9 protein-coding genes are annotated in these 12,759 nt (G+C 52.8%); all 9 read right to left on the bottom strand.

Annotated features, from left to right (window positions below; genetic code table 11):
* Positions 1-120: 120 nt before the first annotated feature.
* Positions 121-2,778, bottom strand: coding sequence for a UDP-forming cellulose synthase catalytic subunit (gene bcsA, locus NDI45_RS15335; RefSeq protein WP_348247849.1), 2,658 nt, complete (start codon positions 2,776-2,778; stop codon positions 121-123).
* Between the two features lie 3 nt (positions 2,779-2,781).
* Positions 2,782-5,220, bottom strand: a complete 2,439-nt coding sequence (locus tag NDI45_RS15330) for a cellulose biosynthesis cyclic di-GMP-binding regulatory protein BcsB (protein ID WP_348247848.1) — start codon at positions 5,218-5,220, stop codon at positions 2,782-2,784.
* A 115-nt stretch (positions 5,221-5,335) separates the two neighbouring features.
* Positions 5,336-7,678 carry a tetratricopeptide repeat protein gene (locus tag NDI45_RS15325; protein WP_348247847.1) on the bottom strand — a complete coding sequence of 781 codons (2,343 nt, stop codon included), beginning with the start codon at positions 7,676-7,678 and terminating at the stop codon, positions 5,336-5,338.
* Positions 7,675-9,414, bottom strand: a complete 1,740-nt coding sequence (locus NDI45_RS15320) for a porin (RefSeq protein WP_348247846.1) — start codon at positions 9,412-9,414, stop codon at positions 7,675-7,677. The genes NDI45_RS15325 and NDI45_RS15320 overlap by 4 nt, the downstream gene beginning before the upstream one ends.
* Before the next feature lie 257 nt (positions 9,415-9,671).
* Positions 9,672-9,797, bottom strand: coding sequence for a hypothetical protein (locus tag NDI45_RS15315; protein ID WP_277879004.1), 126 nt, complete (start codon positions 9,795-9,797; stop codon positions 9,672-9,674).
* 214 nt (positions 9,798-10,011) lie between these two features.
* On the bottom strand, positions 10,012-10,431 hold the full coding sequence (gene arfB, locus NDI45_RS15310) for an alternative ribosome rescue aminoacyl-tRNA hydrolase ArfB (protein ID WP_190794690.1): 420 nt from the start codon (positions 10,429-10,431) through the stop codon (positions 10,012-10,014).
* 20 nt (positions 10,432-10,451) lie between these two features.
* The gene (locus NDI45_RS15305; RefSeq protein WP_190794692.1) at positions 10,452-11,126 is read right to left on the bottom strand and encodes an HAD family hydrolase; all 675 of its coding nucleotides are present in this window, start codon (positions 11,124-11,126) and stop codon (positions 10,452-10,454) included.
* A 142-nt stretch (positions 11,127-11,268) separates the two neighbouring features.
* Positions 11,269-11,958 (bottom strand): polysaccharide deacetylase family protein, encoded by a 690-nt coding sequence (locus tag NDI45_RS15300; RefSeq protein ID WP_190794689.1) that lies wholly within the window; start codon positions 11,956-11,958, stop codon positions 11,269-11,271.
* Between the two features lie 109 nt (positions 11,959-12,067).
* Entirely contained in the window at positions 12,068-12,478 is a 411-nt protein-coding gene (locus tag NDI45_RS15295) for a hypothetical protein (protein WP_190794688.1), read from the bottom strand.
* Positions 12,479-12,759: the final 281 nt, after the last annotated feature.

Raw genomic sequence — 12,759 nt, 5'->3', positions numbered from 1 at the left:
TCGCAGGAGTATTCCATTGCCCCCCTGAATCTCCCAACTTTTGACTTGTCGCTCTAAAAAAGCAAAGGGAAACTTTGAACGTGAGCAAAGCTAGCTCGGTTCTGCCACTTACCTATCCCACTAACTCAACAACCTCAAAATCCGCCGAATCTTCTCCCGTTGCTGGCGATCGAGCGACTCTGGGAAGGAAAGCTCCATAATAATGTGCTGCGAGGCAACAGCGACGGCTTGCTGTCCTTCGGAATGAATTGTTTCGGGGTCAGGGAGCAGGCTGGGCAGCACTTCGATACTTTGCACCTGTGCCAGCACGGTTTGCGGCAGCGGGTCGTATCCTTCGCGGCTGATCATAAGCGAGAGAATTGGCTGCTCAGTGCCAAGGGTTTCCAGTTTGGGCAGGGTGCGATCGACAAACTCAAGCCGCAGATCGCGTGTGCCGATTTCGGTTACTTTTGCCGTATAAATTTCATCTTCCCAGCCTTCCCAGAAAATTTGCGCCCAGCCGCGCACCTGTTTTCGCACTTTCATGCCCACTTCGGGCTTCAGATCGCGAAAGGCACGGATAAGACTGGTGGCAATGAACTTGAGCGATTGAATCGGTTTATCAATTTGCGATCGCTGCTGCGAATACCATTCCCGCACGTCGGCATATAGGACGATCGTGAGATCATCTTGCTGCTCCCGGGTGGGGCTGACAAAATCAACGGACAGCAGAGTTTGCAGAGCATCGGTCGCAATACCGCGCACAATTCTGGCATCGAGCAGTGCCCTTGCACCGTAGTCGCCGATCAGTTCGACGCGCACCTCGTCCGAGACGTTGGGCCACTCATCAAGCAGGATTTGTGCGCCCGTTTCGCTGACGTTGGTGGTTCTGCCAATCCATCGCTGTCCGTCGCTGTGAATAATCGCGATCAGGCGGCGGGGCATCCGGTGGGAACGGCGAAGCTGGGGTTGCTCAAAGGCGGCAATGCAGGCAGCCATCACCAGCAGCAGGTTAAACAGACACCAGAGCGAGTTGATCAGCACTGCCTGGGTTTCCTGCGGACTGAGGATCAGCCAGAAGGGGATCGCCAGCAGCGAAGCTCCGGTAATTCCGCCCAGCATTACCAGATAGCGGATCGAATCGAGGTCAAAGCTCCGCTCGTTGACGGTTAATCCTTTGCTAGTAACGTTAAAGCTGCCCAGCTTGGGATTGATTAATGCCAGCAGCGTCACAATACCTGCCTGAAACGACATGGCAAACTCGTAGATCTCATTCCAGAAGGAAAAGCGAACGTGCTTATAGGGAATGTGATTTGTTTGCATTGACAAAATAATATGCGGCAGCGCGTACGCCAGCGTTTCCAGCCCCAGTCCTTTTACCGAGTTGATGCCAAACAGCAAAAAGAACGTGGGAGCGATCGCATACATCACCCTGGGAAAGCCAAAAAAGAAGTGCATTGTCGCGCTGAAATAGCAGAGTCGCTGTGACATTCTGAGTTTGAGTTTGCGGTTGAACAAAGGATTTTCGAGCCGCAAAATTTGCGCCATGCCCCGCGCCCAGCGCACCTGCTGTCCCACAAACGAGGAAAAGGTTTCAGGAGCCAGCCCTGCGACCATAATCTTGTCGTAGTAAACGCTCTTATAGCCGATCGAATGCAGCCGCAGTGAAGTGTGACAGTCTTCAGTTACAGTCTCAGTGGCAATGCCGCCCACTTCCAAAATCGCTTCCCGCCGAATCACAGCTGCCGAGCCACAAAAGAAAGCTGCATTCCAGAAATCATTGCCTTTTTGCAGCACTTTATAAAACAGCTCGTTGCCCACAGGAACCTGACCGTTCGTGTACAGATTGCGCTCAAACGGATCGGGGTTATAAAACCAGTGCGGCGTTTGCACCAGGGCAACCTGCGGATCAAAAAAGAAGCCGACTGTTTTCTGTAAAAAACCGCGAATCGGGATGTGATCGCAGTCGAGAATCATGACCAGATCGCCTTTTGTTTTATGCAGTGCCGTGTTGATGTTTCCGGCTTTGGCGTGATCGTTGTTGTCGCGGGTGAGCATTGTGCAGCCCAGTTCCTCGCACATTTGTTGCAGTTCTGCCCGTCGCTGCCGAAACTTTTCTGCCCGTCCGTCATCCAAAACGTACACTCGCTTTTTATCTGCGGGGTAATCGACCCCTAATGCCGCTAAAGCCGTTTTCCGCACGATTTCCACATCTTCGTTGTAAGTGGGAATGTAGATATCAACGGTAAACCATTCTTCTTGCGGAAAGAGGGAGAGATCGATCGGTTTACGATCGCGAATTTTCAGCGTTTGGAAATAGGCAAGAAACAGCGTCAGAATGCCGTATAGCTCGGCGGCAAACAGCAGCAGCGAGAATACCGTATCGACCCAGGAGTCGAAGTTGAGCGTATAGCTGACTCGGTAATAAAAATACCGCAGCGTGGTCAGAATGCTCAGCAGCATCAGCAGCAGGTGCAGCGCGTCGTCTGATTTGTTTTGCGGACGTTCTGCCAGATAAAGAAACCAGCGTCCCACCGTGACCACACAAGCTCCTAACAAAGCCTGCTGCCAGAAATTAGGGCGAATGGTAATAAACGGCATGAAAAACAGAATCAGACAAATCAGCAGCAGCACCAACTGCGATCGACCGAGCCATTTCAACACGCTGTTCACCGAATCCGGCAGCCGATCGACCAGCAGCGTCGTAAACCGATCATTGACTTGCTCCAGTTGCCGATCAGCGCGACGAGAAGCCTCCGCATTCCTGAACTTATGTTTGGGTTTCATCCAGCGAATCATGCGTTAACGCTCCTGCCCGATTACTTTCTTGAGATAAACCTGCGTCACCGCATACAGAATCAGCGTAGCTGCTACAAACCCCGGAGCCAGCACATACCAGTTGCTCTGAAACACCTTGAACCACTCCTGCCAGCCGCCCTCGGTAATGATTTCGCGCTGTGGAGACTGCCGCAAGAACTCCAGTCGATAATCCGACGGATCAAAGGGTGAAGGGTTCTCGGTATTCCTGCTGATCAGCACCGTGTCGCCTTCGATCTGGCTAAACAGAAAATCGCGCTGCATCACCGACTGCACCTGCTGAAGCCCAGTGTCTGTTTGTCCGGTGAGAGCCACCACGACGCGCTCTGAGTTCCAGGGCGACAAAATCGATCGAATCAATCCTTCGGCATCGGGGGCGGTCTGCGTTTGATTGCCTGCCCACTGGCGCGTCAACTGTCCTTGCAGCGCAAAGCCCTGAGACTGGAACACCTCCGGTAAGGGAAACCGTGCCTGGGTTCCGATGCCAATCAAGTGACGATCGCGCTGGATCTCCTTGGGCAACTGGGTTTTACGGTACACCTGAAACTGAATTGCATCGGCACGGGTGAGCCGTCCCAGACGTTCGCTGGTTTCCAGCAGCAGATCCAGATCTTTTTGGTTCGGCTGTTCGGGCAGGACGATCGCGAGCTTTGACATATCCTGCGGAGCCGCAAACGGATATCCTGATTGCATTAGCTTCAGATCAGGCAGGCGCGTCACATTTTCCCGCCGCAAATCAAACGACGTATCGCTGTGAATTGTGCCCCAGAGCTGCTGATCCGTTACCCGACTGCACGATCGCCGCTCACGCGGATCGAGCCGGAAGTTGACCTGCATTTTCGAGGTGGGTTTCACCGAGCCTTCGGGCAGATCAATTTTCAGGATTTGGCGATTTGCCCCGTCTACCGAAGTGAGTCGATCGCCGCCCAAGGGCACTCCGTCGAGCTGAACTTCCACCTGTGACGTCAGCGGATTCACCTGCGGACCATAGCTATACACCAGCGTCATGCTGCTGCCTGTGAGAATCTGCTCGTCCGGCAGGGCGCGGAAGTCAAACTCTAACGCCGGGGCATGGGAGCCGCGCACCGTCACATCACCATAGGGCTGATCGTTATAGGTGCGAAGATCGCTCAGCTTGAACTGCTCTTGAGTCGGCAAATAGCCCTGCCATTCCCGCAACGGTGGAGCCGTGATCGACTGAGTTTCCTCAATCAGCATGACGCTGCCTGTCGCAATGGCGCGATCGGGACGCTGCACCAATGCCTGCACAGCCTTCGCCACACCCACATCCCCGTTTCCAGTTGCCACCAGCACGGGCACGCGATCGCTATCGGTTGTCGTCAGCATCAGCACCCCCACATCCGGCGGGAGCACCTTGCCCTGACCATCCCGAAGCTGATTTTGCTGAATCGCCAGCGGCAAATCCAGATCGGCGATCGCGGGCTGGCTTTCCGGTGTGCCAATCATGATCAGCCGCTCGTTTTTCTTAATCTGATCGATCGCCTCGATCGTGCGGCTATCTACTTCTCGATAGCGGGCATATTGTCCGATCGCGGTCTGAAGCCGAGCCGTGGGAGTGAGCCAGCTTTCGTCGATCGTTCTGGGCAACAAAAAGGCAATTTGCGGCGCATCCAGACTCAGAACATCCAGGAACGGATAGGGATAACGGCTGAAATTGAGCGGAACCGACTGCGGATCGACGGCAAAGACCAGCTTGGAGTCAGGCAAGATCTCTGTCCACAGCGACGGATCGTAGGGGTCTTGGGTACAGGTGGGCGAATTGTTTTGCAGCGCGGCGATCGTCACCTCGTTATAGTCTTGCAGCAGGCTCACGGGCACGTTAAACAGACTGGTGGTAATCTTGTTTTCCGGCTGATTCAGCGGCACACTGCCCACACTGGTTCCGTTGACCAATACCGTGAGATTCGATCGCGTCGCATACAGGGCGGGCGAATGACGATAGCGCAATTGCAGCTTCACGCTTTTCGTTTCCCAATCACGCGGACGGGTAAAACGCAGCCTTGCCTCGCTGTAAATGCTTTCTAACCGCAGCCGATTGCCCACGATCGGACTCCGGCTAAACTCCAGCACGTATTCGCTCAAATCCGCAGGGGCGACGATCGGATCAGGAGCATTCTTGGGCAGCGCAAAGGCGGAAGATTTTACAGGTTGGCTAGCAGGCGCGTTGCCAGACGGTGCAGGGGATTTTGTTTCGGTTGCCGTCGCAGTCAAACTGAGAACACTCAGCGTCAAACTACAGCTAAACAGACCGACATAAAGGAGCGATCGTCGCCAGAAACGCTTCAGGAAATGTTTTGGAAGATGGATGAATGAATGCGATCGATGATGAGCCGAAGATGCAGAGGATGCACAAGACTCGATGCAGTTTCCCTGGTGGGGTAGACGGTGACGGAAATCTCTCATGATGGGAGAAGGAAATCAGTAAAGGAAAGACGGACAAGAAACACGCACAGAAAACACAAGAAACACATAGGAAACACACAAAACACGCAAAACCAAATCAGAGGGGCATCAGCCGCTAATATCGCTCCCAGCTCGGCTGAAATCCGCGTCGCCGCAGCAAATCAACTTGAAGCTGATCCAGGCGTTGAGAAGCACTTCCCCGTTGGGGGTAATCCTCGATCGGTGAACCGGTTGCTTCATCGGACTGATTCATTTCGCGAAGCTGATTCAGGGCAGAAACGGGCCGATCTTGCGCCAAACTCAATTCCACCAGTAGGCGACGAACCTCTGGATCATTGGGTCTGAGGGCAAGGACGCGATCGAATAAAGTTTGGGCTTCGCCAAGCTGTCGCTGTTCAAACCGCACACCCCCCAGAGCCAGCAGCGCGTCGGAGTTGTTAGGCTGTTGGGTCACAATCGTTTCGTATGCCCGTCCTGCCTGGTTCAGGTTGCCAAGCTGCTGTGCCAGTTCGCCCTGCAAAAAGTAAAGGTTAATATCGTTGGGATTCGCGGCAAGTAGCTCATTGACTCTGGCAGTGGCGCGATCGGCATCCCGGTTTGCCCAGAGCTGTATCCAGCGACGATTGATGCCCCGATTATTCGGATCGATCGTCAGCAGCTCGTCGTATAGCAGTTCGCGATTGGCTTCTGCAGGCAGCGTACTCACCAGCATGAATAGCTCTGGCGGAACCTGGGTCGATTGCGCAGTAGACCATTGATTTAAAACCGCTTCGGCATCGGCTTTGGAAATTTGCTTCAGGGAATAGGCAATGCTGGCGCGTCCGAGTTGGCTGGCCAGGTCATCGGGATTTCGGGCAAGGAGCTGATCGTAAATTTTCAGCGCGTCTTCCGATCGCCCCTGCATTAGCCGCACCCCTGCCAAACCACGCATCGCATCTTCATAGATTTTGAGCTGGAGCGGTTGTGCTTCGGTAGTAGCAATCAGCTTGCCATAGCGGTTCGCGCTGCCGTCCAGGTTGCCTTCCTGTCGCTCCAGTTCTGCCAGCAGCAGTTCCACACCCAAATCTGCCTCGCCTTTTGGCGTTGCCCGATAGTCTGCCACTGCCGATCGCGTTCCGTCGAAATTCCCTTGCTCTAGCGCAATCTGCGCCAAGCGGAAATAGAGAAACGGTACGTTCCCCGCCACATCCCGCAGCGATTGATAAATGGGCAGCAGCACCGGAGCGGGAGGAGTGAGTCGATTTAGCCCGATTGCAATGGCGTGACGTTCGACCGTCGAAGTGGGAAGCGTTGTGAGAATCGTTTGCAGCTTTTGTTCAAGCTGAGTACGCGAAATCTGGCGCAAATCATAGGCGGCAATTTCTCGCTTCACCTGCAAGCTCACTCGCTGGGGCTGCTGGGCAATCAGGCGATCGTACAGGGCGATTCCCTCCGATAAGGCAAGCTGCGACTCGCTCATCACATCGGCGACTTCCAGCAACAGTCCAGGTGCAGGATTCGTCGTTTCGCTGAGTGCCTGCCGATACAGGGCAACGGCTGCCTCGTAGGGTTCTGCATCTGCCACCGTTCGTCCGATCGCACTCAAAGCTCTGGCAAGGGGTAATCGGGCAGCTTTTTGGTCGCGCAGCGGTTCCAGTACGCCAAATGCCTGCTCCATCTGCTGATTCATCGCATAAGACACTGCCAGAGCCGATCGCATTTCCATTGCCGCTTGATCCAGTGATCGAATTGACCTGAGCCGAGCTTCAAGAACTTGGAGCGCCTGAGGCACTTCTCCGGTTGCCTGAAGCGTTTGGGCGTAGGCAGCGATCGCTTGATTTGGAACGGTTGCCCCACTTGCCAGATAGCGATCGAACAAGCTGCGCCCGGTGGTGTAATTGCCGCTGTAGGTGTAAATTTGCGCTGCTTGCAAAACGGTTTCCGGCTGCACGGATTCTGCCAGCAAAATTTCATAGTCGCCGATCGCCGCTTCAAACTGTCCCTGATAGCCATACAGCAAGGCACGTTGCGCCCGGCGGGAACGATCGTTTGGATTCAGGCTGAGCAGCGTCGTCAGGGCATTAATGCCAGCCTGGTTCCACTCTGAACGATAGCTCCCCAGCAAGCCGATCGCTGCCAGTGCCTGCCCATTATTGGGGTCTTGCTGAATCACCTGCTGATAGGCGTTCCAGGCGTTGCTGTCTTGTCCGGCACGTTGGTAGGCAATGGCTAAGCCCAAGCGAGCTTCCAGCGATCGAGGATTGCGCTGAAGTGCCTGCCGAAAGGCGGTAATAGCATCGTTCACCCAGCCGCGATCGAGCAGCACATAGCCCTGACGAGTCACCGGATCAGCCGATTGTGCCAGAGCAGGCAGCGTAACGGTGAACGGGAAAATCAAAGCAGGCAGAATGCCCAGCAGCCAGATCAGACGAATATTGCTGAATTTATTGCTGAATTGATGCTTCACCGATCGCTTCATTGAAAAGCCCTCCTCAGATCGCTCAGCGTGAAGTCTGCCCGCACCCGAAATCCCAGAATTGTTTCTGAGAAACTATTCCTGGCTTGTGCAGTAAATCCGGCACGTAAATAAGGCAGCAGCCGCGCATCGTAAAATAGCTCCACCACGTCAGGCAGGTCGTCGTTCCGCCGTTTCCGCAGTCCCTCGTTGGAAAGATCACGTCCATAAGCCAGACCGAGGCGATCGTCTGGCAAAAACAAATCAAGCAAATTAAACCCAAAGCTGTAGGTTTCGCCGCCGCGCTCCAGATCGAGGTTGTCATACCAGCCGTATCGGGCAAATAGCCCTAAGCGAATCGACGGCACAAAATACTCGGCGTTGATGCCGTATGCCTGCTCTCGATCGCCCGATCGCAATCCAAAGTCATTGTCGCCGCGATCGAACTGAAAAATTTCGCGAAAGCCGCTATCGTCTCCGGCATCTTCCGCCGTTAAATAAGTGCCGCGCAAAATCAAGTTTTGAATCCGCACCGCTGCCTCAGCTGCAAAGCCATCGAGCGCAAAATCTCCCAGATCGCGACGCGAAGAAAATCCGGCAGCGCGAAGCTCCAAGTGATCGGTCACAGTCCAATTCACCAACACCCCTGGACGCGACGACAATCCTGCGGCTGCCAGAGCGGGATTCGTTTGAAAAATCGGATTAAAAAACTGCGTGACGCCATCTTTCGCAAAGCTGTTGCGATCGAAATAGGAAGTGTAGTCGAGCAAGCCAACCGCAAACCGCAGCGTCGGGATTTCGCTGGGCGACACCGCAACATACAGTTCATTCAAATTCAGCCCGGATTCTGGCGAATCGGTAAAAGTGTCCCCCGTCACCAGATCCACCGTTCCCCCTACCAGCAGATTAGGCGTAATAGCATAGCTTGCCGTGGTTCTTGCCCGTGCCGAAAATTCATCGCCCTGAACCACGATCGCTCCCTGAAGATGAACAAACGGCGCGCCCAACAAAGCACTGCCGCCCTGAGCAATTGACTCGCCATCCGCAGGGGAAAGGTTTGGGTCGCTGTACTGAGCTTCCGTATTAGATTGAGCGATATTAGCTTGAGCGATCGAGATCGTATTCGGTTGATTCGTGGTTTCTGTCTCTGCCGCAATTCTCTCTTCGTTAAACTCGGATGAATCTGAATCAGATTGATCTGGCTCCGATCGATTCAAACTTAATTCTTCGAATTCATCGATCGCTTCATTACCAAATTCATTACCTTTTTCTTCATAACTAACTAAATTAGCATCAAGGTATATTCCTAGCGGATCGATCGCAGAATACTCTCCAGCATCATTACTATGATTTGTGGACTGATTTACAGCTTCGTTCAATAATTCTAAAGCGTCTGATTCAGTCACTTCTGCAATTTCACTCAACTGATCATTGGCATTATTCACAGGTTGAGCATTCGCAGCCGGAAGATTTAATTGGACGATCGCAGTTTGAGCATTCGCGTTCTGAACATTCCAAGCATTCTGAGCATTAATAATCTGGGCATTTGCAGTCTGGGCATTCACAGCTTGGGCATTCGCAGTCTGGGAGACTACGGCTTCTAGTCCGAGCAGAGCCAGAGTACTCAGGGCAGTGATGCCTGTCCAAAACACTGGATGCCAGCCACCTGCCAATGGAATGACTTGATGTGCAGCCTGACGGGAACCATCAACCCTCGCTTTTAAGAAGTGAGTTGGATTGGAATCAGAAGATAAAGTCATGATTTTCAACAAAACGTTCATGGCAAATTCAGCCCAGGATGAAGGAGCAAAAGGGCAAACGACCCTTATTCCTGGAGCTAGAGTGCGATAGCCAGTTCACGCTGCGCTGATGCACACCCGATGCTCAGTCAGCGATATCAACCATCACTTAAAACCATCATTTAAGATGAGACGATCGAATTAGGAACACGCGATCAAAGAGATCCGAAGCTTGAAGTTCAGCAGAAATGGCGATCGAGAAGTCTGTACTGCAAATCTCAGTAGATAGATGCTTTAGCCGCAGTACAGCCGATGTGAAACAGTCTGCCGGGGAGATGCCACCACTTCCTCCCGATCGGGTCAACCGGATAAATCAGCAAAGGATTCAATCCGTGAACCAGCATGGGAAAAATACTGAGGACACAGTTCTAGAGAGGAATTGGGCGATAATTACACCCGTATAAGAACTGAACCTAAAGTAAATATTAATCGCTTATGCAGCGTTCCCTCTGAAGAGGATGTGAAAAAAGCGCCATCCTCAATGAAGATGCCGCGAACTAGAACTTTATAAAGACGTAGACTTCCCTAGGTTCCCTTAAAAATTAAGGTTTAAACCTGCTATAGATCGTCTGCCACTTTGCCGCGGAGTGCCTTGATGTGCGATCGTTTGCTTTTGCTCTCCAAACGTTTTTGTTTTGCGCTAAACGTTGGTCTGCTGGCTTTGCGCGGTTTTGGCAAGACGATCGCGCTTTTAATCAGCTCTTGCAGCCGTTCGAGTGCCTCTTCGCGGTTTTGCTCCTGGGTGCGGTGCTGCTGCGCCTTGATCACGATCACACCATCTTTGGTAATGCGCTGATCGCTGAGCTGCAATAGCCGTTCCTTGTACGATTCCGGCAGCGAAGAAGCCCCAATATCAAAGCGGAGATGAATCGCAGTGGCGACTTTATTCACGTTTTGCCCGCCCGCGCCCTGGGAGCGAACCGCACTCATGTCAATCTCGTCTTCGGGGATGCTAACGCTGTTGGTGATCTGGAGCATGACTTGCGAATAGGTTGAGACTATCGATCGACGGCTTGCGCTAAAGGAGACTCTTCATAGTGTTGCAGCAAATCTGCCGGATCATCATAAATCGCGATCGCCCCCGACAGATCCTCATCGCTGAAGCCGCCCGTCCGAAAGGCAATCACGCCCACGCCTGCCTTCGCCGCCGATTCCACATCATAGGGTGTATCGCCTAGCATAATCACGCGATCGGCTTTGAGATCCGCTTTTTCCAGAGCCACTTCCACAATATCCGGGGCAGGCTTCGAGGCTTCCGCATCGCTGGAGGTGGTGAACTCGTCCAGCAAATCCTCCACACAAGCCGCTTTGAGCAACACACCCATTTCCTGCTCGGAGGCAGAGCTGGCAATAATCAGGTGCAAATCGGCTGCCTGCATTCGCTGCACCAGTTCTCGCGCTCCGGGCGTTGCGGTTAAATGGGAGCCAAACTTGTCGAGAATCAGCTCTTTGCGGCGATCGGCGATCTCTTTGCCCACGCCTTCCTCAGCGTCTAGCCCGGGAACTAAACGTGGCACAACCTGATCGCCCCCCATGCCAATCAGCGGACGCACTCGATCAAAGGACACCTCGTAGCCATAAGCCGCAAACGCCTCAACCCAAGCTTGAGCATGAGCATCGTTGCTTAACACCAGCGTTCCGTCCACATCCAAAATTACTCCGTCTAACGGCATCAGCTTCACCCTTTATGCATCACTTTAGGCATTACTATTTGATGTTGCCAAAAGGACTGCGACTTGACCTCTTTCGGAGTAGAGAAGGATCAAACGATTCGGGCGATCGTCTCTCTGTCACTTTGCAGAGCAATACTTTAGCTTAAACCTGCCCCTGACACTGCTGCCAGAGCCGATCGATCGTCACAAACTGATAGCCGCGATCAAGCAGTTGCGGAATGAAATAATCCACAGTGGCGGCTGCATCTTCTCCACCTGTATAGCCATCGTGCAGCACAATCACAGACCCATTGCGGCTCTGGGTTAAAACTCGCTGAGCAGCGATCGACACTCCGGGTCTTGTCCAATCTTCGGGAACCACGCTCCACATCACCGGGCGATAGTTCCACTGCTGCAACGCGCTTAAGATTTTAGGCGTGAACACTCCATTCGGCGGGCGTACATCGCGAATTTGGGCAGTGGCGCTCGGATCAAGCCCACAAGTTTCGCCGATGATTTGCTGAGTGCAATCGAGCGACTGCTTGAGCTGAGGCAGCCTCATTTGGGTAAACATCGTATGATCGTAGCCGTGAATTGCTACCCCGTGTCCCGCTTGCCAAACAGTTCGCGCCACTTCAGGAAACCGCTCGACCAGCAGCCCCAGCCAAAAGAAGCTCGCTTTGATCTGATAGCGATCGAGCACTTCCAGCACTTGAAGCGTATGTTGTGGGTGAGGACCATCATCAAACGTGAGAGCAATCCAGGGCGAATCGGTGCTGCCCTGCCACAAACAGGCGGGAAAAGCAGGGTACAAAACTTTGTGCAGGATGGGATAAAGCGGAGCGAACTGCATAACTGAAGCGGTATGAATCAAATTTTGGTGGCAGAACGACTGAAACTGCCTTGCTTCTTTTCATCCTAACGAATTCAGCCTAACGAATTTAGCAATTTACCTACTACCCTCAACACGCAGTACACCAGTTTTGACGCACCCGAGCAGAATGCACCAGCGATTTCAGCACATCCTGATCGATCGGCTTGACGAGAAACCCATCCACGCCGGGATTGTCTTCCTGACGCAGCCAGCTTGGAGCATGGGAATCGGTTAGTCCCACGATCGTCATACTGCACTGATCGTTCATAGTGCGAAATCGATGCACCATAGGGCGTGACCAGTCGTAGGGGCTTCCTGCCAGAATCACAAGACAGGGAGAAATTTGCTGTGCCTTCCACATTGCCTGCTCCGGGGAATGGGTCCACTCCACCGGACATCGGAGCTGAGCCAAGAGGGTATCGAGTCGCTGAAGATTGTCCGAGCCTTGGTTTAAAACCAGGACGTGGTTTTGAGTTACGCTCTTTTCTGTTGCAATCATTTTTCTGTTGCAATCATGTTCTATTGCAATCATAGTGTGAACAAATTGTTGACAAATTGGCAGATATCAATAGCACAGGTGGCTCTCGGCTAATATAGCTCGCCACCCAACCCGCACTTTCTACCAAAAGTCACCAAGATCATTGAACTGATTAGATTTAACGCCTATCTTTCTGATAAATCAGTTTTCGTTTTTCTTAGCTATTCAGGATAGAAACTTATCAATCGATCGGGAAGTGAGATCGAAGTTTTGTAAAAGAGTTTATCAATAAGGAAAGGGGG

It is taken from the genome of Leptolyngbya sp. GB1-A1, from assembly GCF_039962475.1.
Taxonomy (GTDB): Bacteria; Cyanobacteriota; Cyanobacteriia; order Elainellales; family Elainellaceae; genus Leptolyngbya_A.
This window is presented reverse-complemented; position numbering and strand designations above follow the sequence as displayed.

Excerpts from the sequence above, each read along its gene's own strand:
- bcsA (WP_348247849.1), bottom strand. The coding sequence starts at position 2,778 with ATGATTCGCTGGATGAAACCCAAACATAAGTTCAGGAATGCGGAGGCT.
- NDI45_RS15330 (WP_348247848.1), bottom strand. The coding sequence starts at position 5,220 with ATGAGAGATTTCCGTCACCGTCTACCCCACCAGGGAAACTGCATCGAG.
- NDI45_RS15325 (WP_348247847.1), bottom strand. The coding sequence starts at position 7,678 with ATGAAGCGATCGGTGAAGCATCAATTCAGCAATAAATTCAGCAATATT.
- NDI45_RS15320 (WP_348247846.1), bottom strand. The coding sequence starts at position 9,414 with ATGACTTTATCTTCTGATTCCAATCCAACTCACTTCTTAAAAGCGAGG.
- NDI45_RS15315 (WP_277879004.1), bottom strand. The coding sequence starts at position 9,797 with ATGCTGGTTCACGGATTGAATCCTTTGCTGATTTATCCGGTTGACCCG.
- arfB (WP_190794690.1), bottom strand. The coding sequence starts at position 10,431 with ATGCTCCAGATCACCAACAGCGTTAGCATCCCCGAAGACGAGATTGAC.
- NDI45_RS15305 (WP_190794692.1), bottom strand. The coding sequence starts at position 11,126 with ATGCCGTTAGACGGAGTAATTTTGGATGTGGACGGAACGCTGGTGTTA.
- NDI45_RS15300 (WP_190794689.1), bottom strand. The coding sequence starts at position 11,958 with ATGCAGTTCGCTCCGCTTTATCCCATCCTGCACAAAGTTTTGTACCCT.
- NDI45_RS15295 (WP_190794688.1), bottom strand. The coding sequence starts at position 12,478 with ATGATTGCAACAGAAAAGAGCGTAACTCAAAACCACGTCCTGGTTTTA.